This window comes from Enterobacter sp. BNK-22, assembly GCF_048684805.1.
GTDB classification, from domain to species: domain Bacteria; phylum Pseudomonadota; class Gammaproteobacteria; order Enterobacterales; family Enterobacteriaceae; genus Enterobacter; species Enterobacter quasiroggenkampii.
Window position 1 is genome coordinate 99083 of sequence record NZ_JBLQTT010000002.1, and the last position, 25869, is coordinate 124951.

Consider the following 25869-nt stretch of genomic DNA (forward strand, 5'->3'; position numbering starts at 1 on the left):
ACAACAATGACCCACGTAATTGCCTGTATCGACGGTTCCACCTCGGCTCCAGCTGTTTGCGACTACGCGGCCTGGGCCAGTCTGAGCCTGGAAGCGCCGCTGACCTTCCTGCATGTGCTGGATCAGCGCCAGTATCCGGTTGCAGCAGATTTGAGTGGCAACATTGGCCTTGGCAGCCGCGAGCACCTGCTTGATGAGCTTGCTTCCCTGGATGAACAGCGCGGCAAGTTGGCCCTTGAACAAGGGCGAATCATGCTTGCAGCCGCGAAAGAACGGGCCGTGAATGATGGTGTGCGCGCACCGGAGTCCAAGCAGCGACATGGCGATTTACTGGAGAGCTTGCAAGAGCTGCAAAGTGAAACGCGCTTGCTGGTTATCGGTCGCCAGGGCGAGTCTAGTGGCGGTCTGAGTCAGCATGTCGGAAGCCAGCTGGAAAGCGTTATTCGTATCATGCACCGGCCAATCCTGGTCACCCCGGCCAACTTCCAAAAGCCCAAGAGCGCGATGCTGGCATTCGATGGCGGCGCTACAACCCGCAAGGGTGTGGAGATGCTGGCAGCCAGCCCGCTGCTGAAGGGGCTGCCGATCCATCTGGTCATGGTTGGGCCCGTGAACGACGAAGCGTCCGCGCAGCTGGACTGGGCGCAGAAAGTGCTGATCAACGCCGGATTTACCGTTCGCGCTGAGACTCGGAGCGGTGAAATAGAACGTACCCTGCACGCCTATCAGAAAGAGCATGGCATCGATCTGCTAGTGATGGGGGCTTATGGACACTCACGTATCCGGCAGTTCCTGGTCGGCAGCACCACTACCAGCATGCTCCGTACCACCACCAGTCCGCTGTTACTGCTGCGCTAATGAGCCTGGACGACGCCCTCGATCTTGCCCATTTCAAGACCCTACTGGAACAGCGGGCTGCCGAGCTGGATCGATTGCTGGGAGACGCTGAGTCTCGCTCGCAATCGGTAGAGCTGGATCAAAGCAAGGTGGGGCGTCTATCGAGAATGGACGCACTCCAGCAACAAGCGATGAACGATGCGATCCGCAGTCGTGCACGGCATGAACGTGTCCGTCTCCAACTGGCCCTCAAGCGCTGGCACGAGGGCGACTATGGCTGGTGTAACCAATGCGGCGAGTTGATCGCCTCGGGCCGTCTGGAGTTCGATCCGGCCACGCCGTTGTGTATCACCTGTGCCAGCCGCGCCGAGTCGGGTTGAAACCATCACGGCTCGTGGCGTCAGTCTGATTTAACGAGGCTTCTAATGTATTTGATGGCTAAAAACTGGCTGGGCCGAACACGGAAAGTAAGTGTTTGGATGTGGGCGCTTGTATGCCTTGTGTTGCTCACCGTATTCCAAGTACGTACTCATCACCTTGATGATCGTCTGTACTTTTGGATCAAGACCCACTGGCACACAGACGATTGGCAGGAGCGCTCTGTGTGGCTGCCTGGCTATCGGGTTGAGCTGGATGCTAAGGCGGTTCCCGGTGTGGACAACAACCTTTCGGGCCTGACCTTCGATCCTGACCTAAATCTGCTGTGGGCGGTTACCAATGGCCCGAACGAGCTGCTGGCCCTCAGTCGTGACGGTGACGTGGAGCGACGTTACAGCCTGGATGGCTTCCACGACGTGGAAGCGGTGTCCTATGCCGGCAACGGTCAACTGGTCATTGCCGAAGAGCGGCGGCAGAGCCTGGTTATCGTGGATATCCCCATCGACGAATACGGTAAGCTTTCTCCTGATCGACCATTGAGCCTAGACCAGTATTCAGCGCTAACCTTGGCGCTTGGCAAGGAGGACAACAAAGGCCTTGAAGGGCTCGCCTACGACCTAAAAGGTGATCGTTTGTTTGTGACCAAGGAGCGTGACCCCCGGCAATTACTGGAAGTGAGCGGCCTTCGTGCCAGCCTGGAAGGAGGCGTTTCCCTGCACGTCCGCGACATGTCCAACCTAGTAAAAGACAAGGTGTTTGCCACTGACTTGTCTTCGGTTGTATTCGATCAACAGAGCGGCCATCTGATCCTGCTCAGCGACGAGTCGAAACTGCTGATTGAAATGACCGACGAGGGCAAGGTGGTGAGTTTCCGCTCCTTGGCGAGGGGGTTTGCTGGTTTGCTGAAAGGTATACCCCAAGCCGAAGGCGTAACCATCGACGATGAAGGGTATTTGTACGTGGTCAGCGAGCCGAACTTGTTCTATCGCTTTACCCGCGAGACAGATTGACCAGTCAACAAGCTACAGTCAGGCGTGGCCGGGACGCTTGAACTGTTAGCGTACGATTTTTTCCGAATTCTGCGGGCTCCCCAACTATATTCCCGACCTGTACCGCAAGACCCTGGCCGCCACCCTGTGGAATTCCGGCTCACGTGTCAACGAAGCAGTGGCTCTGGGCCGGACAGATTTTTTGCTGCAGCCGTCCTACCCGTTCGAGAAGCTGACCACGCTCAAACAACGGTCTGAAAAAGCCGCCAGAACGGCGGGGCGTGCGCCTTCCGGAAGTCAGGTTCACCGTCTCGTACCGCTTTCTGATCCGCGGTATGTCAGCCAGCTGGAGATGATGGTGGCCACGCTGAAGATACCACTGGAACGAAAAAACAAGATAACAGGCAGAATGGAAAAGGTCCGCATCTGGAATATTACCGATCGTACCGTACGCATTGGCTCAGCAAAGCCGTGGAAGCCGCAGCGGCCGACGGAGTCACTTTCTCAGTACCGGTTAAGGACAAGCTGAGGCTGCCTGGCTCAATTCCACGCCTGTTGTATGTAGAAACAGGCGTAGAGCTATTTTTTAAATGTTAAAGGCCCGAGAGCGGTTAACCCCCGGGCCTTACTTACGTTTCCATCACACTCAGAAGAATGCTCGGATCAGTTCCAGAAAGACGACTAGCGCCTTCAGAACGATGATTGCTTTATCAATAAAAGCGCCCATCCGTTTCCCCATAAAATGGAGGAAATCCCCGCGGCTTACTCTTACATTGCCTGTCACAACGGGTATCTCACTGTTAGGTGAAGAGTGACTTCCTCCTGCCAGAGCATCAAGACAGCACCACCTGTTGCTTGACCAGGACTTTAATGTGTCCATACCCGCTGACGCTGGGTTTTAAAGGCAGGAATGCCACAAATCATGACTAACTTACTGATTATAAGGTTATCACCTATAAAAACCAAATTGCATCTTTGAACATCGTATTGCATAAATACAACTCAGGTTATATCATCAGGATGTTAGGTGAAGAGTGACTTCCTCCGGTCAGAGTCACCAACTCAAAACCGGAAATGTATTAAAACCCGATCTCACCAGTCGGGTTTTTTTACGCCCTACCCTGTTCTGTAGCATCATTTCGGCATACCCTGTTGTCATATGGAAATCAGGCTTGCTGTAGAATAATTCTCTATATCCAAACTGACCCTTGCGCAACACTTTATCTTATGCCAGAGGTTCTGCAGTTTCGCAGAAACTGCGAACGTGCTCATTCCCACTCCAGTAAAACTTGGTCCGATGGACATACGGGCGACCGGTTCGACGGTCTAATGCCATCGATTTGATAACAGCACTTTCGCCATTATCGTCATCCAATCCTAAATAGTTACTTTCCGCAACGACATCCAACGGTACCTGGCAACCAGAACTTTCAGTGCGAAATATTACTACCAACCTACCGTAGTCTTTGTGCTTTCCTAATTTTGAAATTTTTTCAAAGAAAAGTTCGACTTTTGCTTTTGGGACCGGCATGTTCTCCATCTCAAGCTTTTCCCATTGCTCCCAGGTCTTTCTTGTAACATGAACGTATTGACCTGCTTCAGTCGTTGATAACCCAAGCACCATACGTGCATTGTAAAGTGGCCTTGGAGCATCTATCTGAAATAACATATACACCTCCTTTTACCGTGAGGAGTAAAACTTACCATCATGGTAGCTTTGGTGTCAATGTGGTATTTGTTGGGTTGTAGGCGCTAAAACATCAAAGGCCGATTATCACCGAAGCCATGTGCCATGCCGCTGCGGGAGTTCGCCGCGTTCTGGCTACCGTTGCCCATAGCGTGTTCATTGCATCTGTTGCTGCCGCCTTTACGTGATGGCGCAGAGAATAGGGATGCCATCGGAACGGATACCTGAGTCTGCGGGTTCATCCTGGCCAGACGTGGTTACCGGTGAAGCACTGTACTCCGTTACATCTGCGGTTTACTGTACCTGATAGGTAACACCTATCCACCCCTTCGCCCTGCTAAGCTATAACCCGCAGTCAGGCGTCACCGAATTTGATTTGCGCGGTCGGAGTGGCCACGACAAGGCACAGCCGCAGTCGGGGTGTATCTCCGCGTTAGCGTCCCTTCAGGGCGCTTACGAGCGTGTAATCTGATGCTGCAGCGGCACAACTCACAGCGACGCCGATTTATAGTTACAACATCCATTATTAAAAGCGGTGTTGTTCCGGGCCTACGGCCCGGGCGGCGCGGCTTTTCAGTGGTGGGTGCCGGTTCAGGTGTTACAGCTGTGCGCAGGACTAAATTGTGGTTTGAGAGGGGCTTTGAGTTTCAGTTACTGCTGAGAGGCTTCAGGTGGTGAACGTAGATAGTGCTTTAGGATGTTGTAACTACATTTACTCCCGGAACTACCTATGAACAGGTAATCTTTTTAAAAGAATGCAGTTACAGGTAGTTTAAAAGAATACTTGCAGCCTGGGTGAGCTGCGGTTAGCAGCTAATTTGTAAGGTCTCTTGCAGTTAAGTGTGGAGAAGAAATTCTCGATGTGGTTTGCATGAAAACGACCTCTTTTTTGAGGCCGTGATAACTCATTTGGATTGCATACCTACAATATTTTCGTTGATGCGATTTTGAATATAACTGATTGTATCTTCAGTGACTTTTTCGGGAAGTAAATCACGGCATTTCGCGGAAAATGTGGTGGCCACAGATGAAATCCGCTCAATTAGCTCGGCTATCTGAGTAACCTCCAGCTCAGCCTCGTGGGTTCCAAGGGCAATCAGATGCTTGCGTTCTATGTCTAGCGCTTCCCCCATAACATCCATCTGATGATACCCGCCAGGACCATCGCAGAAAGTAATGTCAAAGGCCGGTGCAAGCGACCAGTTCCCCTCCTGAGACATCAGATAGGCAAAGTTTTTGGGATGATCATCCCGGTTATTAAAGATGACATTAAACACTACACGCTCGAATGCTCGTTTTTTTTCCCTGATATCATTCGTGCATAGCTGAGTCGCTCTAATGAAGTTTGCATAGTCCATGGAGCCCGGGATCTGATAATTTGCACCGGTAAAGGCTGCGAGGCTTTGCATCGGTACTTTCATTTCTCTTTCTCTGTCGAATCGCCGGCTTGCAAAAGCCGCTTGTCCACCTGGTAATTCAAAATACCTGGTTTCTGGCGTTTCAATCCCACATTCTCGCAGGCACTGAGAGTAGACCATTTCCACAGCGCAAACTTCGGGATGCTCCTGCCTGGCAGGAAACTTAATCAGCCATGGCTCAAGTTTCTGTGAAGGTATCGTTGTAAACTCATCCGTCACAGAGTTGCGATACAGCAGAGCTTTTGGGCGCGCTCCCTGTGGTGAGCCCCCCATAAGTAAGAGCCGGTTGAGAAACTCCCCTCCCTCACCTTTCAGTACTTCCTGAACCTCCGCAGCTAACTGGCTAACCGGGATATCTTCCTGAACAGATGTAACATCTGGTGATACCGGCCTATAAGACATAGCCCCCATAGCATTACTGCCGATATAGGTGAGTCGTTCAAGGGGGCCGATTCTTGCAATGTTAAGTCCGCGTTTACGAAACAATCTGTCCATGAGCAGCATCCCCCACCCATCTGGCAGGGAGTCGTAAACCGGCCCAGGAAGCCCTAACTGATGAAGAGGGAAATTACTTCGGAGTTTCGGGCCAGCCAGCGGTAGCGTATAGCTTGCAAGTTCCAGCCCTTTTTTTTGTGCTTCTGGACTATATTCGAAAACGATTACCGGTCGCCCTGTCAACGCCGTCGTCGTAGCTAACGTTCCCCAACGCCAATGCTCTCCCCAGCCATCATAAAAAACATCAACACTAATCATTTTTTATACTCTTATTTCTGATGCGCTTCCGGGTCAACGTGGACTCATATCGGCGGAGATCGTCCAGACTTTCAAGCTTTGGTTTGAACAGTGATTCCAGCTCATCAGTCCGGCCAAGGATCATTGCTACACGGATAATATTCTCAAAACTGGTATTTTTACCTGATTCCAGGTTGGATAGTGTATTCACACCAATACCAGCCCGCTTTGCCAGCTCGGACTGAGTCATCTGCTGGTTGATCCTTTCTTTACGCAACCGGTCACACAGAAGCGAGGCTATTTCATCTGGCTTGGTCAAAGATAAATCCAACATATTGTGTTTTATCTCTCATTATTCAACTTAAGACACATTATACTGGAATTATACTACAAACATTCACCTTCATCGATGGATTACCAGACTCCGGCTAAATTTGCAACGGAATGGCGAAGCAAAACAGGAAGAAAACAAACTAAATTAATAAGTTAATAGCGTATCTTATCCTGAGGGAAAATCATTTTGGATACACTCAGATGCACCTTGAATCGCCACAGATGATCTAGAGACTTCTGAACTGTTGCGGGGGCAGTCCAGTCCTGCATAACGCAGGATATTATTGTTTATGACAAAATTGATGTGATAAAAAAGCCGCCCCGAAGGGACGGCTCTGGGTTACTTGGTCTGAGTAATTACGCTGATCTGAAAGGTATTACCGGAGATGTTAATCCCGGGGCCCTCAGAAACAACGAACGACTTCAGAACAACGAGCAACACCACCATTGAGATGGAATGCTTCATTTCTTCGCTCCTTTGTTGGAGCTATGTGGCGCTGCTTAATTTGAGTTTCCCGCTTTGCCAACGACAAGTAGCGTCAACTCACGAGTCTTCATAGCGGGTTTTACGGGATCGCCGGCAAGCCCAACCAGGGGTTCCTAATCCCTGACCATTGACCGTGTATAGAGAGCACATCTAAGCGATAACGTCTCGCTTTCAGCAGGGGTAAAAGACTCCTTCTAACAAGAATCTTTTCCACAAGCTATAGATAGTTGTCGCAGCCAGCTGGTATCTTCAACCTATCTATCGAGACCAAAACGGTCTCAAAGTTGCTCCTCAATACGTCCGCCCAAACTCGGAAATTGACGAACCGAGAATATAAAAAAAGGGTATGTGTAACAAGGCATAGATGAGAATAATCTGCATACAACCACAGTTATATTGATAAATGGCGATTGTTCGTACACAATGAGGGTGTCAACTTACGAGTCTTTATGGCTTGACCGCGCTGCTCCTAACAGCTCGGGGAGGAAACCGCCAACCTACGGCGGTTTCTTTTTGTCTCACTCCTGTCTATCTGCGCAACGCATCATAAACAGCATATTCATCCTCAGTAAGCTTGAGGTGCTGCTTTAGACAGCAAGGATTTCCTTGTACGCTTTGCTGTCGGGCTTAGCATTACACCTCATGGATTGTTCAATAATGAGTACAACGTATCGGGAGTTACCCTTGCGTGTAATAAGTTACAGCGAACCCGAAAAAATTTATCAGCAACTATCCTTCAAACGACAGAGGATCGTGCGCCGGTGATCATCACACTCCAGGATGGTGAATCTTGCATTCTGAAGTCTTTGGATGACAACAGTGCTCTCGAGGAAACCGCATACCTGATGCGCTCACCAGCGAATGCCAAACGCCTGATGAATTCTATCGAGAGCCTAAAAGCTACTGGTGGGAAAAAATGGAATATCATTGAGTGAAGATTAGATGGTCTGAAAAGAAGTGGGATGAAAGCTATCAAGCGTCATCGCCCTCGCTGGCACTCTTTGATGTCGAATTAACGGCATGATTTGGCCAAATGTTGACATCTGAACATTACAATCCACCACACTCATCTTAGCAAAGCAGGCCAGTTCCCCCTGTCCGCGAAAGGATCATTCTCTCCTTTACCCGCCTTTTTATCTCATTACCAACCGCCAGTAAGTTGCCTGGATACTTCCCGGTGGCAATCTCCCGAGTCAGTTCTTTTCTGACAAGCGCGGAGATTTCGTGATAGCTCAAGCCAGCTTCTCTTCTCGCTCTGGCCCGTTTCTCCCCATGTGCTTTACGCATGAGTCTGTAGGCTTTAAAGCGTTCCCTGAATGCGTTCCAGGCCAGAGAAACCAGCTTATCCAATGATAGGCGTTGCTTACCTTTTTTCGCTCGCTCCAGGTTTTTATATTCAGCCCGACTTTTCCTGGCGGCTGACACAGCCTCTTCAGAGACGTCTATTGACTCAAAAAATAGTCCTGTAAAAGTGATGTTAGTTGGTAAATAACATCCCAGTTCCGGATCAAACTCTGTCTGGTATGTAATGATGCCCAGCTCCTCAGCAAGATACTGAAGCGCCCTCGTTGCCCTGCTAATAGATAGTTTTCCGCTCTTTGTTTCCGTCGCAAGGCCACATTCGCTTGCCAGCGTGGTCATCGTTGCATTCACCCTGTTGGCAAGAGGATCGTAATGGAAGCAAATTCCCTGAATGAGTGCATCTATTGCCCGACACCGAAGTACAGGTGGCCGACGCTGCCTTGCTCCTTTCGCGCGTGACAACGTGACCAGAAGTGTGAAGTTCCAGGATTGGGTAAAATCTGTGGCTTTTTGCATGAGCATTTTATTGAAAGGTAATGTTCTCTTTGGTCGCTCAGTTCCTTTCTGACAAGGGATGGTGAAAACCGGGAAAGGATTTTTTACCTGGACATATTGGGATGTTGTCGTACTCCGGAGTGTCATTTGACCTCCGGATTCAAGCAGGTGCGATCGATAGAAGCATAAAAACCTTGTGAAGTATAAGGCATAACGCTAACATTTCCATGTTGTGTGTTTATTGAACGCATGCGCCTAAACCCCGTTTTTCTTCCCGGACAGGATAGTGATAAACGGGGTTTTCCTTTTGTTTGAAACGAGACTAAAGGTTGGCGAAATAATGCTTACCGGGGAGTAATACTGGGGCATGTCTGCACATGCTGAACTATTTCAGATAACCTCTTTTAATAAGATGATTTCCAGTCTGTACCGGTATCCCAGCGTGACTGCCAGTGTTTAAGGTAGGTTTGGGCCAGCTCCGGAATGCCATGAATGACCAGCACGTTTTCTGAGTTTTTGCGGGCACCTGCCCTTGTGTAATTAAACGAGCCTGTTTGCAACGTACTTGCGTCTACAACCATCACCTTGTCATGCATGATGGCGAAATTATTGTTCGTTCGAAGCGGTATGCCTGCATTTACAAGCAGGTTTATCGCTGACCGACTGGGCTGATTTCTGTTAGCTTTTTCATCAAGGATAATCCTGACCGTAACGCCGCGTTTATGCGCCCTTACAAGTGCTTTCGTTATTTCAGGAGACGTATAGCTGTATCCCATCAGGGAGATACTGTGCTGTGCACGCTCGATAGTCTGTATTACGAGGATTAAAGCGCTGCCTTCAGGTGAAAAACCGGCCTGAATTGTAGGTGCAGCAATGACGGGATGAACTTGCATACTCAGGCACAGTAGTCCATGCATCAATAGCTTTTGCAATAAGCTCATGCGATCAATCTCGATATTGTTTGGGGTGAAACATAAAGAAAGACTGTAAAAAGTTACGGTCTTAACGCTAAGTACCAGGATGAACTGAACTGGGAAATTGATGGCGACAGGAGAATCTACTCTTCGAACGTTTTCTCGAGACTGTGCTCTCGTTCAGGAACCCACTCCCGCTCCTGCTGTAGCAGCCGATGTGTCACGTCACGCATCTCTTTACCGTCCAGTTCAGTGGCCACCTGCTCAATGGCCATTTGCGCTTTCTGGTCGATAATATCCACACGAACATCAGGCGTCTGCTTTTCTTCGGGGAGGATATATACCGGGTCTGACTCCTGTATGGGTCCGAAGATTTCTTCCGGTTGAGGTTCTGCTGCAGCCTGAAGGGCTGACAGTTCCGGATCGGTATTAGCCGTCGTTTCTTTTTCAGGAAGTAGCGGTAACGGTTCGTCTTCTTTAACAGCTGCGGCCGCAGTATCACCATCCAGTTCACTTTCCGGGAAATTACCGCCCGTCAGACGCCCCGGATTCAGCAGCATGTCATCACTGCTGAGGCGGATAACCACCCCGCTCTCCGGATTATTGCGCGCCAGCTGCAGCGCCTGAGCAAAATCATCCGCCATCAGCGTTTCACCGTTCTGGCTGGACTGCAGCCCGGCAAACCTCGCATCTTCCGCACCCAGCAGACGCTGTTCGTCACCGAGCGTCAGATGCCGCCCCTCTTCACCCAGCCGGATCTCTGTCATCAGTACACCGCGTTCTTTCCCGTATTGGTTCCAGACCGGGAGCGCCATGTACGGGGCCGGATACTTTTTCCCGGGACCGATAAAGCTGGCCATGGTGTTACCGGCCAGCTGCACGGTGTTGAGTACCTGACGACCCAGGCCGGTTTTCTCAAGCCCGACCGCCATATCGAGCAGCCAGCTGGCAGTTTTTGCCTGCGTATCGCCCTGCTGATGCAGCATGTCATGGGCAGACAGGCGCTGTTCCGCCCGTTCAATCTGCTTCACCCAGGCAGCCGTATCGTCCGTATAGGTCTGCATATGTTGTACGGCGCGAGACAATGTCACGTACCAGGACTCTTGCGAAGCCAGCATTTTGCGCCCCCCTTCCGTACCCGCCAGACCAATAACCAGCTTCGCGCTCGCCCCCTGAGCACCGTTGACCGTCACCGCATAGGCAAGGTCAACGTGGCGGTCGGCATCTTCCGCATCCGGGAAAAGCACCTTTTCCTCTTCATTGCGTCCGAATTTTACCCCGCCGTTCTCAGTGAAACCGATCACCTGCCAGACATCGTTGGCCACATAGCCGCGTTCAGTATCCGTGCGGTTAAACAGCACCTTATCTCCCTCACTAACAGCAATCTCCCGGGTTTCATAAACAGAGATATCCTGAGCGGTGTTTTGCTGGGGGGAGATCATGACTTCCTGCCCCTCACGACCAAGGAAATGCACCACCCCGTTCTCCTTATCGACACCTGCAATGGTGTAGTACTGGTTGTTCATCATCGCGGTTTTGCCCGTATAGCGCGCGAATCCGCCAGCCGAGCGCAGGGTATTATCGGGCACGCGCACCGGTGACAGAACGGACAGACGGCGTTCCTCTTTACCCACATCACCGTCTTCCAGTCGCGCCTGGTGAATGCCTTCATTGATGGCCCGACGGTCAGCGTTCAACTGGGCCACGACCAGCGTCTGCTCCTGCGCCTCGCGGGTGCGCCCTCGCCAGTCCTGAACAATGGCGTCAATCACCGTAGCGGGTCGGCCGGCATCAGCAACCACAGCCACGGCAGAGTCATTCTTACCGTCACCGCTACCGGGCTTCCCGGTTTTAAACTCCATCACCGATGATTCAGGCACCCAGGCATCGGCCTTACGCGGCACCAGTGCCGGCGCTAAGGCCTCCACACGCTCCAGTGATTCCGCCACCCTGCCCGCAATCACGCTCTCGACCGCCGGTCGCAGCTCTGGGGTCTGACGCACAATCTCCTGCATGATGGCCACGTCGGCGGCGCTGCGCTGCTGCATCAGGCGGAACGGGGTACCCGCAGCAATCGGCTGCAGCTGGGCTTCATCGCCGCTTGATACCATGCGTCCGCGCCCTGCGGCCACAATCTGGTGCAGTTCGGCCATATCGCGGTTGCCAATCATGGAGCTTTCATCGGTGAGGAAGAGGGTGTTGCTGAAGTCGGGCTTTTCGTCATTGAGCAGCGCCTGGCGGTTTTCGCTGAGGAAGCTGGCCAGCGTTTGTGCCGGCACCCCGGCTCCCTTCATCTCATTGACGGCGCGGTGGGTTGGTCCCAGGCCAATAACCCGCGGGCGTTCATCTTCCGGCAGCATCCTGATGGCCCTCATGACGGCGCAGTACTGAGTGGTTTTCCCGACGCCCGCATAGCCCTGCACACCCAGGAAGCGGTCGGTGCTTTCCAGTATCAGCTTCGTGGCCGCCGTCTGCCCCTGCGTCAGGCCGTTAAGTACAGCTTCAGGTACTTCAGCCATCAGCGGTGCAACGGCCTCTTTGCCTTCCGCAATGGTGCGGATGATGGTTTTCTCCATCTCATACGCGGCGCGAGGAACCAGCAAGTCAGTCCCAGCCCCGGACACCACCGGCAGATGCACGAGCGTGCCGTTGTCCGTCTGGCGCTCTATTTCCGCGCTGACATCAGCAAAGGGTACGCCGGAGGCGAGTGCATGGGACAGCAGGCTGACGCGCGACAGTTGGATTTTGCCGTTCTGCGACAGTGGCACGGCCAGGCTTACAGCCTGCTCTGCAGGTGACATCAGCTGCTCGCGGCGCGCCCCTATCGCCCCGGACAAATCCGCGGCATCGGTAGAATCCATCACCCGCTCGCTGGCCAGACGCACGACGGGGCTTGCCAGCACACGCTTTTCCGCCTGAACCTGCTCAAGCGGAGTGAAGACGCGAATATCACTCCCGCTGCGCGACAGGCGGGTCAGTGCGTCCGCCGTCAGCCCCTTCCCGGGCAGCAGGGCCAGCACCTGACGGTCTGCGCTGACGCTGCTGCCCACGCTTTCGACATAATTGTGTGAGAGCTTAAGCGCGCGGGAAGTATCCAGCGCCACGCTGCGCTCTCCGGCCTGCAGGATGAGCTTACCGTCCCCGGTGGACTGCACGGTGTAGCGTTCACCCGCTTTAATATCGCCTCTGGCATCGCGCCCCAGCGCACGCAGTTCGTCCCCCAGCGCCACGTCGAGGGTTTTCGCGCGGAACAGGCTCCAGCTGCCGTCCAGTTTGGTGACTTTTTGCACCAGACGTTCACCGGCCTCGTTGACCAGCACCAGAGAGTTAGTTTTGTCCGCCACGCGGTCAATGCTGTAGCGCACCATTTCTCGCTTCTCGCTGTTCCACTGCTCCATCACCATGCCCGGGCGATAGTTATCACGCTGCTTACGCGACCTGGTGTCCAGCCACACTGGCTCAATAACGTTAATCGTCGTATCACGCGCACCAATCTCCCCGGCTTCGCGGCGGGTTTCACGGATTGCCTCCGTCAGCGCCAGTTGCTCGCGCGGCCCGTCCACCTGGGCGACCACGTCCTGACCTGATGCCACGGCGCTGACATACTGCTTCGCCACGTCAGCAAAGCGGGTGCGCTTGTCGGGCTCGCTGACCAGCGTCACCTCCGGCTGCCTGCCGCCGTAGAAACGGTACTGCGCTACGTCCGCCTCTTTCAGCACCGAGAGCGCATTACCTGTTCCCGCCCGGTTCTGGGTGTCCATAAACACCACCTGCGCGTTCGCAGCCTGCCCCTTCTCCAGCACGAGGAGGGTTTCCTTCAGGGTCAGCTTCTCCGCCTGGTCCACAATCAGCGTGCTGTGCGCCGGAAATACCGTTTCGGCGCTGAGGCCGGTGCGGTGCATCATGCACCCCTCAAGCAGAGCATCCTGCTCCAGAAATGCCGCGCTTCGGCGATCGGAAACCAGCACCACCGCTTCGCGCCCCTGCTCCCGGGCCATCTGCGTTACATCAAGGATACGCTCGCGCTGGACCTGCGCCCCACCCTTGCCGGACATCACCGCAAGCGCGCTGCGATCCTGGGCCAAAACGGACACCGCATCACCGGCAACATCAGTGCGCGACACCGAACGGTCCGCAAAGACTTCAGTGCGCTGCTCGCGCACCATCGTCTTCGCCAGCTGCTGCACGCTGAGTTCGTTGAGGAGATGGATATCGGAGGTGAAGATGCCTTTCTCACGGTCGAGCGGAATTAGCCGCTGCTGTTCAATGGCCTGGTCTATACCAGCTCGTGCCTGTTCAAAGACACCGGATACTGCAGGCAGGCGGTTTACGGTCGCGGACAGAAGCTCGGACATCGTGAACTGGACCTTTTTGTCCGATAGCGCCGAAACGGCCTCACTCACAGCCAGCGCCACATCGGAACCGCGTGAAAGGGCATTCACAGCGACTCCCCCCATAGTCTCCCGCTGAGTGGCTTTCGCCACATAATCCTTCATGTCGAAATCCCGCTTAGCGAGCCGGTTTTCCCAGCTTCTGACCAGCAGGTCTGCGTCTGCCCAGCTTTTCGGTTTGCGCGTATCGAGGGCCGCCATATCCAGGGATTTTGCGGAGGCATCCGGCCCCGCAGCTTCACGGATGGCGGTACTTCTGGAGGAGAATTCATCGGTGGGAACATCTCTTAAGTCCCATAAGCCATGGGGACCAACGTCTTCTGTCTTATAGCCAATACCGGACACTTCACCGCGCAGTACGGTACGGTAGATATTTCCGATGGCAATTTTATTGCCATAGACTGCCTCACTGAAGCCGGTTTTCATCTTCGGGTCACTGGCCAGTGAACGCCACTTACCCTCCGCAAAGGTGGCGTTGAACACCAGTGCGTGCGTGTGGATCTGAGGCTCGAGATCGCGCGACGTATCATGATTAAACAGCGCGGCTACCATCGTTCCTGTCGATACCGTTTCTGTTTTACCGTTATCCGTTATACGTGCCGTCACCAGGCTTTCCACTTCACGCATGGTAATTTCCACTGCGCGGTTGTGCGCTTCCAGCAGTCTCTTATCCCCACCAATAAGAATGGCCATTGAAACTCCCTTCGGAGCCGAGAACGTCAGATCGTAGCCAGCACGGTGCATATTCCTGTCGCCGGACATCCGGGACAGATCTGAACCATCGGGCAGCTTGCCGGCCATAACGGCATCCAGCGTCGGGGAATCAACCCTGCCATTCAGGCCAAGCTTCTCAACCCCTTTACCCACCCAGCGATCGTCAAGAGAACCACTAACGTAGTAGTTATCTTCCTTACTGTAATAACCAGCATCCCCCTTAATCGGTGAAACTGACAGCATCAGATATTCTCCCATTCCATATCGCCGTGCTCACGAGGGTGATTGATATTCACCTCCTCACGGCGGACCTGTTCCTGCGTGTGTCCGGTCTGCTGCGTCCACGCCTCGTATGCAGCAAAGTCGATGATTTCTCCGTCCTCAGTCATGCCGGCAGGCAGCTCGTGTTCATGCTGCAGCTCCGGCTGCATACCGCCCCCGGCACTGCCCGCAACAGCGGAAGCGGTAACAGACGATGCGTCAGACTGATTCACCGGTGCAGCGGCGGGCGGAGAGACTGGTGCCTGTACGGATGAGGCGGGCTGAGAGGTTTCACTTACGACGGTCCGAGACTGCGCATCCGGACTGAACAGGGCATCCATCTGACGGCGATATGCATCATCACGGGCCTCCAGCTCACTCTCGATGTCCTGGTCGAGGCTGGTCCTGAGGTCGCGCATCAGCAGCGGTTCGGCCCTCTTCGGCATCCCCTGATATTTCATATTCAGGCGCACTACCGGATAGTCCCCCGGGAGGGTGACAAAACACTCCAGATCATTCAGGGACTGGACGTCGGAATAACTGACGATATTGATACGCTCTTCGTCCTTGCCGAAAGAGATACCGTCACGCACCTGCTCATGGCCAAAACTGGTCTGCTCGCTGAAGGTCTTGCGGCGGGTTTCACCGATATCCTCTTCAACAAACTTCGCCACCTTCGCAGACGGCGAACGGAAGAAGAACTTGGTGTTCAGCAGATCAAACATCCCTTCGGCCGCTTTTGGACCGTAGGTTTCTTCCAGCAGCGCGTAGGACTGAAAGCCCAGCACGAAACAGCCGCCGAACTTACGGGCTTCCGCGATGATGCGCGGTAGCGTCGGGAGTTTGTGCAGTGACGGGAGTTCGTCGTAGAAGAACCAGACGCGACGCTCACGGTTTTCCCCCATCGCCAGCAGGCTGGTTGCCGCGATGCTGAGCCACATGGAGATAAGCGGCTTCAGGGATTCGTGGTGCTCTTCGTCGGAGGTAATAAACAACCAGCCGTTCTGGGTCCTATCCGCCTGCCCTTTCATCCAGTCGCGGATGGTAAACTTTTCACGACCCGGCTTATCGATGCCCTGGAGATAGCGCAGGGACTTCACGTAGTTGGTCAGCACGCTTCGGATCGAGATGGCGGTCTTCTCGATTTTGCCGTCAACCAGCGTGGAAGCTGGCGTTCCGGCGAGAAACGATCGCAACTGATCGAGCTTGATGGCCAGCATTGTTCGCAGGAAGGAATTGTAGGAGCGGTCTTTATCATGCCGCATACGCTCGGCACCTTCCGCGAAGATAGTGCGGGCACTACCCTGCCAGAACGGGTCTTCACCTGAGCTGGAGGGAATAAGCGTTGAGCTGACGTTCTCTAGTTCAGGCAGAGTGCGGCATTCTTCCCACATATCCCAGTTGGGGCAGCGCTCATCGAGCGCATTAAGTACCTTATCGCGGCTCTCGTCGTAGAAATCTTCGATAAAGGTGCAACCTTTGTCATAGATGATAACCAGATCGCCGCGTTCACGTAGCCTGCGCAGGATTTTACGCATCAGCGTCGACTTACCGGAGCCGACCGTCCCGTGCATGGCGAAGTTCTGGATCTCCGCATCCTTCTTCAGCGCCAGCGCATCGATCCGAATATCGGAGGCTTCACCGCGTTTTTTCATCAACCGGGTCACTTCTTTCGGGTCGTCATTCAGAATACGTCCACCGATAACTTCGTCCTCGCTTTGTTTGCGCCCGGTCTGGCCCAGATACCAGTAAGTCGCAAAGGTCATGAAAAAAGCGACGAACAGCGTGGCGCAGCCGGCAATCGCCAGTTCCTGCCTGAGCAACTGGCCGCAATATGTGGTGTAAGCATCTGACAGCACCTGGTCAGGGGTATAGCGAAACGAGTCCTCGTAATAACGGATGGTGAAGACTTCTTTCGTGGCGGAGTTTTTCATAAACGGCGCAATCATCTTCGCGGCATAATAGATAATGCCGTTCATCAGGTTTTGCAGCGAAATACGGATAAAGAGTATAGCCATCATCAGTAGGACGCTGAATACAATGACGTAATACGAGATGATATTATTTATCTGCAGGAACATTTTCAGGCGCATAAACGACACCTGTCCACCCTGCGTTAAATCGCGTGGATTAAAGCTCATAATAGACCTGAGTAAAATAAGATTAAGAATTAACAAGCAGAGGAACAGGGCTATATTGCATAGCCCTGTTTAAATCGAATCAACCAACCTTACGGATTGTTGTGGTAATCAAAATCACTGAACTGATTTGTGTGAAAAGAGTCATCATTGAACACTGGCTCACCAAAACCGTATACATTTCCGCCGACATCAATTGCATCGTTAGCCATTGGAAGACCTGATGCAGGGTTTACACCTGGAGAGCTGTCTAAAGCACTGGTTGTATGGTAATCACTTTGAGGCCAGTAAATCTCATTATTCATCAGGTCATAGTCAGAATCTGCATAGGCTGCAGTTATCTGACCGTTCTCACCGTTCATAACTGAGCTCGCAGCAAGACCTGTCACCGATCCTGCACTCTGCCATTTTGTTTTGTCTGTAAACGACATGACAAACGGTATCGCCATTAGTGCATCTAGGCATGTAACATAAAAAAGAAGAAGAGTAATAGAGTTAGACACACCTGAAGTTGTAGTTGAAACTACAACCCCGACAGCTATTGCCAGACAATATACAGTAATAAGCAAAAATAAGCCGCTACGACTAATTACCCGGAGGCTTTTTTCTTTGCTCCAGCATTTTAATTTTATGGCAAGTATAAGTGATGCGACCTGGAGTAGAAACAGAGGAAACATAAAGAAGTCGCGCACATTCACATATACAGTTGTTGCAAAAACGAATGAAACCAAAAGACTAACAGTGCGAAACTTTAATAAACTATGATTGGTCACAACCATTATCTATCATCCTTTTTTAATAACGTTGCAGAATCCCTCACAGAAGTATCGGATATCAAAGAGTCAGTATTAATTAACTTTTGATTTTCGATTTCATTCTTCATTCCTTGCTCCTGCGTTTCCTTCGCGCTCTCATGATTAGCTTTCAGGCTAGCACGATTTTCTTCAATATTTCCTTTACCCGCATCAATAATTGAACCGCTTTGAGATATTTTTTTCTCAACGTCATTCAACTGATTATTTACACGCTCCTGAGAGTCTTTTCTGATACTGGCCGCATCAGCCTTGTCGTAAATAACATCGCTATTATTGTCGAAAGTTTCCTGAACGGTCGGATTATTACCGGATGTAACGCCAGGCATATTTTGGCCTATCGATGCTTTATTTGAGCGATACTGCTGTTCCAGTTTCGGTAATACACGCTCTTTCATGAACTCATGGACAAGTTGTTCACGCTCTGCGGCAATCTCCGGTGAACCGGTATCGCTGAGCACGGCCTGCGCCCTGCCCGGTGCTTTCTGGCCGACATAGCTCGCAAACATCTGATCATAGTTCTGATCGAACTGAGCACGGTTATCATGCGCATAGGTCGCCATTTCGCTGTATTCATGGGCGCGCGTTTCGCTGATTTGCCAGGACTCAAACTCCTTGCTGGTATCGTTGAGGGTCGCGCCAAACTGTTCGCTGAGGTTATTTATTCCTGTGTCGTTATGCGAAGCTGATAGTTTGGATGCACTAGATTCCACCAGGTCGCGGGACTGGCGGAAATCTTCAACCATCTGCGCGTTCTTGTCATGACTGTTGTCATTACGTTGAGAGTTAGACTGATTGGTGCCGTGTGAAGACTGCGATGCGCCGGTGAATTCTGTTCCGGCATGCACTTCACCGCCAAGGCCGGTAACAGATTTAAGCAGTTTTGGTGCGCCAAAGGACGCTTTTGCCCCGGCATTAACTGCACCGCGACTGGATTTGTCCATCAGCTCGTTGTAGGCCGCCGACTTGCTGAGGTTGTTGGCTTCAGCATAGCGATCGACGATCGACATCATCTTGCTCGCACCGCGGGTAATATTGGCCGTCTGTCCTGAATCGCCACTGCTCACCATGGAGTCCGTGTGACCATGCTGCGACACAAACTGCTGCAGCTGGCTCCAGCTGGTTTCTTTGCCCTTCTGGTAGCCTGCCTGATGCTGTGCCGACTGCGCATACTGCTCGCGAGCGCTGGCATTCCAGCCCGCTACGGTCGACTCGGCCCCGGCGATATGCACCGCCAGTTTTGACATCCCCTCGCTGGTATTCATCACGGTACCGCCATCCCTAGTTCTGGTGAGTACCGCACCGTTATCCAGCTGCTCACTGATGTGGCCATCGCGGCGGCTGTAGTTGGTATCCCACTTGTGTCCCTGCACGTTGTCGGTCTGCATATTGTTGAACGCGTAAGTGCCGTCAACCGTCTGCGAGGACGACTGTGTGGCGGCACCCTGCAGCGTCTGGCCCAGGTAGTTGCCCGCCTGCGACATCACCTGCCCAAGCCCTTTCACCATCCCCCAGGCAATGAACGGGATGGAGATAGCCAGCCACCCCGCCGTGGTGCCGATATCGGAGTAGGTATTCTGCACCTGGTCCATGGTCGAGAGCACCACCGGCGTACCGCCCAGCTTGTCCTTCAGGTAGAAGTTCATGGCGTGGTTGAGAATGGCAAACAGAATGGGCCACATCTGCAGGTAGGCAATGGTGTAGATATAACCCCGGAGCACCTGCCAGGAAAGAGAGCTGACCACCATCAGCACAACCAGTACCGGAAACAGCGCAATGGTCATCCCCAGCAGCACCGTGTGCATGATGGGCAGCGTGTGGGTGGCGATACTGGCGCTCGTTGACTGCGACATGCGCATTTTGGCGAGCGACATCTCGCTGGAGATATTGAGCATCCCCGCCGTGTTGCCGCTGTCCACCGCGTAGCTGTTCAGCCCGTGGCGGATGCCGTTCATCACCACGTTCCGGCGGATAATCTCCGTCGCGCTAGTTGAGGTGTTATGGAACCAGTTGTAGCTGTCACTCAGCATTTCGGTAAAAATCGCGGTGTTGCCAGTATTTCCACCGAACACCTGTCGGGTAAACCCGTGCAGCCAGGATGAGGCCTGCTTCATAAACGAGCCAGTATCCCTGCCGTTCAGATCGCCGCTGCTATTCTTCAGCCAGGCCGCTGCGGTTTCGCAGGTCATGAAGTTACGATCGTTATCATAAAGACCGCGCAGCGGGCTCGGCTGACTGAAGATAAGCGCGTACGGGTCATTTGCACGCATCAGGTCGCCCATCGTGTACTTGCGGTTAAGCTGGATATCGGACACCACGCAGTTTTTCACATAGTCCGTGAAGATGCGCTGTGCCTCCGGCTCGGTGAACATGAAGTTAGTGCTGCCCACGGCCAATGCGGCGCCGAACATCATTCCGGTTTTTGAGTAGGTCAGGGAGTCCGGGCGCGCAAAGATGGTGTCATACACCTGCGCCATTCCGGCCCCGACGCGGGTCAGCAGACTTGCCGGTACGGCAATGCCCGCGGGAACATTATCAATCTGGTAAATCGCGGCAGGCTCTGACAGGTCGATGACCTGCACATCCTTCTTGATCCCGACCAGAACCGACAAGACCGCAACGTAGACCGCCGCCCACTTAGCCAGCTCCATCAGATCCTTGCTTTTGACGTAGGCCAGCGCCGCCACCAGAACGGAAATGGCCGTCGCCATCCCCACCAGATAGTCTGACGCGGAACTGTTGAAGAACATGGCCACGCCGTTAAAAACGTCCTGGAACCAGCCGCCGCCAGCGATGGTGTACACCTCAATAACATTAGCCATCAGTTAACTCTCCCAAACTGATAGTTGCCCATATACCGGTCGGTCATCTGGGAAGACACCTGCTGGCGCAGGAACTGGATTTGGTTCTGGGCGCTGATAAGCGCGCTCTCTTTCACCTGCACATCCATACGCAGCGTGTTCAATGCGTTGTTGGCTTCATGCAGACTATTACGCAGCAGCTTCATGCTTTCGCCAGGGTAGTCTTTCCCGGCCAGCTGCGCGTTAACCTGCTTGAGAATGCCGTCCATGTACTGCAGGTAGATATCGCAGGCGATGTAGTCAGCTAGCTGATCGAAAAGGCTACGCGTCACAGAGAGAGAAGACTGGTCAATAATCCAGGTCAGGATCGGGATAGATGTACTGTTGATGAACTTCCTCTCCGCATCCGTCAGAGCCGTGTCAGTGATGGCCTTATCCTGGATGTCCTCCAGGGTCTTACGGGTCATGCTGATAAGCGAACTGGATTCACCTATCGTGAGCTTATTGATGGACGGTGCCAGGCATTTATTCGCGTTATCACAGACGTACACACTGGCAGTTCCACCGTTCATCATGGCATTAAGCACCGCCTTATCGTTTGAAATCAGACTCGGCAACACGCGCATGGTCCCGTTATTATCAAATGTCACAGTACCGCTGACGCTCATGGCAAACTGGCGTAATTCCTGGCTGTTGCTGAGCGCACTGTTTTCCATTGCAGTCCACATCAGGTTGATGTTTTTCAGTACATGATCGGCATCGCTGCCTTTTGCTTTATCCGTGACCTTGTCATAACCACCACCCGTCGTGCAGCCCTGGCGCGATGCTGCCCAGTCCGAGAAGATGTTGTTCTGACCAGCGACGGACTGGCACACCGCCTGCTGCGACTCGCTCCACATAGCCGCCATGCCCCCGACAATGCCCTGCGCTGCCTGACAGCTGGACATATTGAACTGGTTCATGTCTGAGGCCAGCTTCTGCACGTAGTCTTTAGCGGCCGCAAGCTCGGGTACCGTAGTCTTGAGAGCAATCTCGAACATGTAACCTGGCGAGTTGGCCATGATTTGCTTCATAAAGGCGATGAACTGGTCGGCATTGATGAATGACAGCGCCCCCAGATACACGTCGATGCCGCCGCAGCCGGATGAGATGCTCGGCAGGCTGATGGACATCATCTGGATATTCTTCACCCCGGTGCGGCTGTAGAACGAGCCGCCCGTCATGTAGCGCGCGGCCTGCCCCTGCCAGGACTTCGCTGACGTTGCGTTAGAGGAGTAGGTCATGTCGTTGAAGAATTTCTTCATGTCGTTTTCTACGCTTGCCTGCGCCACTGTGGCGCTGAGCAGCATCCCGGGCAGCGCGCTGAGGATATACCGTCTTTTCATCGCCTATTACCCCCGGTTTTTGCCGACTGGTTCTTCTTGTCGAGCGCGATACGGAGCACTTCATCGAAGCGAGTTGCAAAGGTCATCTCGTCCGCGTACTGCTGAAGCAGTGGCCAGGTTTCCATGGTATGAACGTTGGTCAGAAAGGTAGTCGGTGTGGCCAGAGGAAGCCCCAGTTGAAAATACTCCACCAGCACATCCGGGGTAGCGGGCAGGACGTTCGGAAAAGTCAGATCACCTTTGCCGTCCATACTGAAGGCGAATACCGGCAGTCCGGAACGCATTGAGAACGCTTTCAGCACCGGATCGAATTTCTGACTGTATTCGCAGCTGGACTGCATAAACAGCACAACTGTCCAGTCCGCCAGATTCACCGTCCTCCCGTCACTCAGACGATGCGAAATGGCCTTCGGCTGTGCTTTTGTCGCCTGCTGTGCTTCAGGTGAAGTGGTTCTGGCGGCCGCTTTGGCTTCATCGAGCGCACGAATTTCATCGATTGTGCTGCCTGCAAAGGCGCATGCCGAAGCAGCCAGCAGGCTGCCGGAAATAAGGAGAGTTCTTTTCATAAAAGGATACTCAGTAATCAGGTTTGAAATCGGTCAGAACGTTCACGACCTGTCGGTCAAGGTCATCGTGGGCCATAAAGCCCCAGGCCAGCGGCTGCCACTGGCGGTTTTTAGGGTCGACGAGGAAGGTGGCAGGGAAAAACTTCACGTTCATGGTTTCAGCCTGACCGGTGTCAATCCGGCTGTCGGGAAGATGATCGCTGAGTTTGCCGTCAACCGAGACCCCCGTAACGGAGATACCGCGCTCCTCACAGTATGTTTTGATGACTCCCGCCATCAGGCTGTCTACCGGATTTTCACCTCGGTAGAAGAACATCACGCCGTAGCGTGCAGCCACGTGACTGACCGCCAGGATCTCTTTCTCTTTCGTCATCGACTGTTGGGCCGCTGACGTGCCGTTATAGTGGCTGCGCACCAGGTTGTAGTTGAGTTCCGGGAACTGCAGCAGCGCCTTCTTGCCGCTCTGCGTAAATCCTGTAGCCAGGTTAACCCAGTACTCCTTCATTACCGCGTAGCGCCGGTAGTTCTCAGGTGAAGGGTAAAGAATGGCGTTATCCAGCGCCTCCTGGGTTGCTTTCTGCAGGAGGGCCTTTTGCTCAGAGGCGGTCATCGGAGCTGGCGGCATGACCTCTGCCACCACAGGTGGCAGGTCATCCTCATCGTCGATATCAGCCGGGTCTTTGTACCAGTGCCAGCCCTCTTCCTGCGCGTAGCGGGGTTGAATGGCTACATCTGGGGATGCCGAAGCGCCGGTGGTCATCGTCATACAGACAGCAATCAGCTGGAGGCGTGTTCGCATCATTTGCCCGCCTCCGCCATTTTGTCTGAAATGATCTGCTTCGCTTTTTCCAGCAGCTCGCTGTCTTCCGGAATGGTCGAACCGTCTTCCAGATCGCTGTAGAAGTTCGCGAAGTTCAGCGTATCAAAGTTGATGGACTGCAGTTCATCGATGGTGATACCGCGACAGTTCGGGGAAGAGGCGCTGCCAAAGCTGATACCGAGCTGCCCCTTGCGTCCCTGGCTCTGCACTATCTGAGCGAGCTTGCTGTCAAACTGACAGTAACTCTCTTTCTTCTCCACGCACACGCCAAGAACCTTGTGGGCACAGAATGTCCCGATTTTAACCGTCAGCAGTTTCGACTTGGCCTTGCCCAGCGCTTTCTCTTCAGAGCTGCAGCTGGCAAGCCCCACATCGTTACCCCAGCCGGAGTCCTTGCAGCAGTTGCTGAACCCTGCCATGGCCTTGCGGCAGCGCTGGGCTGTGCCGGTAAAGGCACGCACGTTCGCTTCGTTGAACTCCGCAATGTCCTCACCTGCCGCTGCCACCGCGGCCAGCGTGGACACCGCTTTGGCGAACATGTTGTTGGTTCCGGTTTCTCCCTGCGCGCAGCTGCCGTCAGTACAGAAAAACTCCCCGCCGCACACCATCCCGGTACCGGAGACTTTGTTCTCGCAGGAGAACGTGGCCATCTCCGACAGGCAAACACCCGCCAGGGATTCAAGGCAGGTCGTACCGTTTACCGTGCAGGCTTTGTTGTTCATGTATTCGCTGCAGGTCCCGTTATCAGCCTCCTGAGTTACATAAACATCCTTAAAAGCCCAGCAGTCGCTGTAGACAGGATAATTCACGCCACCAACATTGATCGTCTTTGTCCCACCAGCCTCTGTGCAGACAGATGTCATCAGCACTTCCTCTGCCTTGTTGAAGGGGCAGTACTCTGTCCATTCAACGGACGGCTCATAGCCCTTGTCTTTCACCTTCATCACCATGTCGATGGTCATGCTATTTTTGCCGCTGTTGAAGGCTGCCAGAATGGGGGCTGACAGTGAGGCGTTTGACTGTCCGTTCATGGGTAGCGCCAGTGCACCATAATAATCACCTTCATTCACCGCCATACCGGCAGGGTTTAGCGTAAAGCTTGCCCCCCAGGTCAGGTTGAAGGTCGTATTCATGAATGTGGTTTTGGCATTCATCATGTACTGCCCTGCGGTCACATTCAGGGTGGCACTGATTATCTGGCCTGAGGCAGGCGCCCTGAATTCATAGAAAAATCCCCCATTTTGCGCGCTGTACCGGAAGAGCCCCGCACTAACGTGGTAGGCGCGCGTCACCCACACCTCGGTTTCTTTTCCGCCGATATGTGCCTTTCGGGTACAGGAAAGCTCAACCGCAGGGGTGCGGTTACACTGGTGCGTGGTGATTTCGGTGAAGGTCGCATTCTGCTCCTGACACTCATCGAACCCCGGGTCGACCACATTCTCCGCGTTATCCTGCATTGCGGTACCCGTACTGATAAAAGGCGCATCGAGTGAAGGCTTGTTATCCGCAGGTGTGTTCAGGATCGACTCGGTGATGCTCTGCCCGACATCTGACGTATTGAGTGCATTCGATCCCGGCGTGGTCATATCCACGCCCGATGAGGTCACGCCGCCGTAATAGCCGCTCTCGGGAGGCCGGGCCGTGTAGTCAGGAATGACCTCTTCCGGTTTAAAATTTTTAATCGCATTTGTCCCGGTGCCCTGCTGGCCTTTCCCGAATGACATGCCGTCACCGAACGCATCCGCACAGACGTACCCGTTGAGGACCATAAGCGCGCCAGCGAGTGCAGCTAAAACGGGCTTAACCATTGCTCACCTCCCGACGAAGCACGCTAGCGGCAAATTCTGCACACTCACCATCTTCCGCCACCTTCTTCAGCGCATCACGCAGGGTGATATCACCCAGCACCCGATCGGAGGCGTTGCCACACTTCACGATAAGTGTCGGTACCGACATCACGCCGTAGCGGCGAAAAGAAACCGGATCGATCTGCATCCCGCCCCTGTTAGTCTCTTTGACCAGCTGTGCCACCCGTGTGCCAGTCTGGCGCATATCGCCGTTGACCATCCCACGAAGGGAGACGGTCACACCCAGGTCAGCGGCATCTTTGATACGCTCGCGCAGGTCATCTTCCGGCATCGAGAACGACACAAACATCATGACCGCAGGCGCGTTGTTGTCCGGCTTCGTCTGCTGTTGCTGCTGTTGTCTGAGCGCTGCGACAAAATCAGCGCTCTGCCCGGTCAATGCCGAGCCACGGGCAAAATCAGGCGCGCTGAGCGCGCTATGGCGGGCGCGGTCCATCTGCAGCATGTCGCTAAAAAAGGCCTTGTTGTCGGAATTTGTGTCAGCAAACGCGGACACCGAACCGGCCAGCACAATGGCCGGAAGCAGGGAGAGTCGCTTCAT

The 25869-nt window shown here is 53.5% G+C and carries 18 protein-coding genes and 2 pseudogenes; 5 read left to right on the forward strand and 15 right to left on the reverse strand.

The window, feature by feature from the left end:
- Positions 1 to 6 precede the first annotated feature (6 nt).
- From ACMGGE_RS22700 to ACMGGE_RS22715, 4 genes and pseudogenes are all read left to right on the forward strand, one after another.
- On the forward strand, positions 7 to 858 hold the full coding sequence (locus ACMGGE_RS22700; RefSeq protein ID WP_003090760.1) for a universal stress protein: 852 nt from the start codon (positions 7 to 9) through the stop codon (positions 856 to 858).
- Positions 858 to 1217: a TraR/DksA family transcriptional regulator gene (locus ACMGGE_RS22705; protein WP_003090764.1), complete on the forward strand. Its 360-nt coding sequence runs from the start codon at positions 858 to 860 to the stop codon at positions 1215 to 1217. The genes ACMGGE_RS22700 and ACMGGE_RS22705 overlap by 1 nt, the downstream gene beginning before the upstream one ends.
- Positions 1218 to 1271: 54 nt before the next feature.
- Positions 1272 to 2225 carry an SdiA-regulated domain-containing protein gene (locus tag ACMGGE_RS22710; protein ID WP_420294207.1) on the forward strand — a complete coding sequence of 318 codons (954 nt, stop codon included), beginning with the start codon at positions 1272 to 1274 and terminating at the stop codon, positions 2223 to 2225.
- An 82-nt stretch (positions 2226 to 2307) separates the two neighbouring features.
- Positions 2308 to 2720: pseudogene (locus ACMGGE_RS22715) on the forward strand (phage integrase family protein); the annotation flags it as partial.
- A 130-nt stretch (positions 2721 to 2850) separates the two neighbouring features.
- Here the strand turns inward: ACMGGE_RS22715 and dinQ are convergent.
- The 4 genes from dinQ to ACMGGE_RS22735 form a co-directional block, all read right to left on the reverse strand.
- A complete protein-coding gene (gene dinQ, locus ACMGGE_RS22720) occupies positions 2851 to 3084 on the reverse strand; it encodes a damage-inducible type I toxin DinQ (protein ID WP_420290676.1) in 234 nt (77 codons plus the stop codon).
- A 345-nt stretch (positions 3085 to 3429) separates the two neighbouring features.
- Complete coding sequence (locus ACMGGE_RS22725) at positions 3430 to 3873, reverse strand: hypothetical protein (RefSeq protein ID WP_420290677.1); 444 nt, start codon at positions 3871 to 3873, stop codon at positions 3430 to 3432.
- A 923-nt stretch (positions 3874 to 4796) separates the two neighbouring features.
- A complete protein-coding gene (locus ACMGGE_RS22730) occupies positions 4797 to 6062 on the reverse strand; it encodes a type II toxin-antitoxin system HipA family toxin (RefSeq protein WP_420290678.1) in 1266 nt (421 codons plus the stop codon).
- Positions 6055 to 6372: a helix-turn-helix domain-containing protein gene (locus tag ACMGGE_RS22735; protein WP_420290689.1), complete on the reverse strand. Its 318-nt coding sequence runs from the start codon at positions 6370 to 6372 to the stop codon at positions 6055 to 6057. The genes ACMGGE_RS22730 and ACMGGE_RS22735 overlap by 8 nt, the downstream gene beginning before the upstream one ends.
- Positions 6373 to 7545: 1173 nt before the next feature.
- Here ACMGGE_RS22735 and yefM point away from each other — a divergent pair.
- A pseudogene (gene yefM, locus ACMGGE_RS22740) lies at positions 7546 to 7796 on the forward strand (YoeB-YefM toxin-antitoxin system antitoxin YefM).
- A gap of 136 nt (positions 7797 to 7932) precedes the next feature.
- On the opposite strand, the gene repA reads toward yefM, so the two are convergent.
- The 11 genes from repA to trbC form a co-directional block, all read right to left on the reverse strand.
- Complete coding sequence (gene repA / locus ACMGGE_RS22745) at positions 7933 to 8805, reverse strand: plasmid replication initiator RepA (RefSeq protein ID WP_420290679.1); 873 nt, start codon at positions 8803 to 8805, stop codon at positions 7933 to 7935.
- 257 nt (positions 8806 to 9062) lie between these two features.
- Positions 9063 to 9599: a phospholipase D family protein gene (locus tag ACMGGE_RS22750; RefSeq protein ID WP_420290680.1), complete on the reverse strand. Its 537-nt coding sequence runs from the start codon at positions 9597 to 9599 to the stop codon at positions 9063 to 9065.
- A 116-nt stretch (positions 9600 to 9715) separates the two neighbouring features.
- On the reverse strand, positions 9716 to 14920 hold the full coding sequence (gene traI, locus ACMGGE_RS22755; protein ID WP_420294208.1) for a conjugative transfer relaxase/helicase TraI: 5205 nt from the start codon (positions 14918 to 14920) through the stop codon (positions 9716 to 9718).
- Positions 14920 to 17079 carry a type IV conjugative transfer system coupling protein TraD gene (traD, locus tag ACMGGE_RS22760; protein ID WP_420290682.1) on the reverse strand — a complete coding sequence of 720 codons (2160 nt, stop codon included), beginning with the start codon at positions 17077 to 17079 and terminating at the stop codon, positions 14920 to 14922. Before traD ends, traI begins: the two co-directional genes overlap by 1 nt.
- Before the next feature lie 89 nt (positions 17080 to 17168).
- A complete protein-coding gene (locus ACMGGE_RS22765) occupies positions 17169 to 17855 on the reverse strand; it encodes a hypothetical protein (protein ID WP_420290683.1) in 687 nt (228 codons plus the stop codon).
- The gene (traG, locus tag ACMGGE_RS22770; protein WP_420290684.1) at positions 17855 to 20710 is read right to left on the reverse strand and encodes a conjugal transfer mating-pair stabilization protein TraG; all 2856 of its coding nucleotides are present in this window, start codon (positions 20708 to 20710) and stop codon (positions 17855 to 17857) included. The genes ACMGGE_RS22765 and traG overlap by 1 nt, the downstream gene beginning before the upstream one ends.
- Positions 20710 to 22074: a conjugal transfer pilus assembly protein TraH gene (traH, locus tag ACMGGE_RS22775; protein WP_420290685.1), complete on the reverse strand. Its 1365-nt coding sequence runs from the start codon at positions 22072 to 22074 to the stop codon at positions 20710 to 20712. The genes traG and traH overlap by 1 nt, the downstream gene beginning before the upstream one ends.
- On the reverse strand, positions 22071 to 22640 hold the full coding sequence (gene trbB, locus ACMGGE_RS22780; protein WP_420294209.1) for a type-F conjugative transfer system pilin assembly thiol-disulfide isomerase TrbB: 570 nt from the start codon (positions 22638 to 22640) through the stop codon (positions 22071 to 22073). The genes traH and trbB overlap by 4 nt, the downstream gene beginning before the upstream one ends.
- A gap of 10 nt (positions 22641 to 22650) precedes the next feature.
- A complete protein-coding gene (gene traF, locus ACMGGE_RS22785) occupies positions 22651 to 23442 on the reverse strand; it encodes a type-F conjugative transfer system pilin assembly protein TraF (protein WP_420290590.1) in 792 nt (263 codons plus the stop codon).
- Positions 23439 to 25268, reverse strand: a complete 1830-nt coding sequence (gene traN, locus ACMGGE_RS22790) for a type-F conjugative transfer system mating-pair stabilization protein TraN (RefSeq protein ID WP_420290591.1) — start codon at positions 25266 to 25268, stop codon at positions 23439 to 23441. Before traN ends, traF begins: the two co-directional genes overlap by 4 nt.
- Positions 25261 to 25869: a type-F conjugative transfer system pilin assembly protein TrbC gene (trbC, locus tag ACMGGE_RS22795; protein ID WP_420290592.1), complete on the reverse strand. Its 609-nt coding sequence runs from the start codon at positions 25867 to 25869 to the stop codon at positions 25261 to 25263. Before trbC ends, traN begins: the two co-directional genes overlap by 8 nt.

What these genes read in the sequence shown, in the direction of transcription:
- ACMGGE_RS22700 (WP_003090760.1), top strand. Translation starts at nt 7, where the DNA reads ATGACCCACGTAATTGCCTGTATCGACGGTTCCACCTCGGCTCCAGCT.
- traF (WP_420290590.1), bottom strand. Translation starts at nt 23,442, where the DNA reads ATGATGCGAACACGCCTCCAGCTGATTGCTGTCTGTATGACGATGACC.
- traN (WP_420290591.1), bottom strand. Translation starts at nt 25,268, where the DNA reads ATGGTTAAGCCCGTTTTAGCTGCACTCGCTGGCGCGCTTATGGTCCTC.
- ACMGGE_RS22750 (WP_420290680.1), bottom strand. Translation starts at nt 9,599, where the DNA reads ATGAGCTTATTGCAAAAGCTATTGATGCATGGACTACTGTGCCTGAGT.
- dinQ (WP_420290676.1), bottom strand. Translation starts at nt 3,084, where the DNA reads ATGGACACATTAAAGTCCTGGTCAAGCAACAGGTGGTGCTGTCTTGAT.
- trbC (WP_420290592.1), bottom strand. Translation starts at nt 25,869, where the DNA reads ATGAAGCGACTCTCCCTGCTTCCGGCCATTGTGCTGGCCGGTTCGGTG.
- traI (WP_420294208.1), bottom strand. Translation starts at nt 14,920, where the DNA reads ATGCTGTCAGTTTCACCGATTAAGGGGGATGCTGGTTATTACAGTAAG.
- traD (WP_420290682.1), bottom strand. Translation starts at nt 17,079, where the DNA reads ATGAGCTTTAATCCACGCGATTTAACGCAGGGTGGACAGGTGTCGTTT.
- repA (WP_420290679.1), bottom strand. Translation starts at nt 8,805, where the DNA reads ATGACACTCCGGAGTACGACAACATCCCAATATGTCCAGGTAAAAAAT.
- ACMGGE_RS22710 (WP_420294207.1), top strand. Translation starts at nt 1,272, where the DNA reads ATGGCTAAAAACTGGCTGGGCCGAACACGGAAAGTAAGTGTTTGGATG.
- ACMGGE_RS22730 (WP_420290678.1), bottom strand. Translation starts at nt 6,062, where the DNA reads ATGATTAGTGTTGATGTTTTTTATGATGGCTGGGGAGAGCATTGGCGT.
- ACMGGE_RS22765 (WP_420290683.1), bottom strand. Translation starts at nt 17,855, where the DNA reads ATGGTTGTGACCAATCATAGTTTATTAAAGTTTCGCACTGTTAGTCTT.
- trbB (WP_420294209.1), bottom strand. Translation starts at nt 22,640, where the DNA reads ATGAAAAGAACTCTCCTTATTTCCGGCAGCCTGCTGGCTGCTTCGGCA.
- traG (WP_420290684.1), bottom strand. Translation starts at nt 20,710, where the DNA reads ATGGCTAATGTTATTGAGGTGTACACCATCGCTGGCGGCGGCTGGTTC.
- ACMGGE_RS22705 (WP_003090764.1), top strand. Translation starts at nt 858, where the DNA reads ATGAGCCTGGACGACGCCCTCGATCTTGCCCATTTCAAGACCCTACTG.
- ACMGGE_RS22725 (WP_420290677.1), bottom strand. Translation starts at nt 3,873, where the DNA reads ATGTTATTTCAGATAGATGCTCCAAGGCCACTTTACAATGCACGTATG.
- traH (WP_420290685.1), bottom strand. Translation starts at nt 22,074, where the DNA reads ATGAAAAGACGGTATATCCTCAGCGCGCTGCCCGGGATGCTGCTCAGC.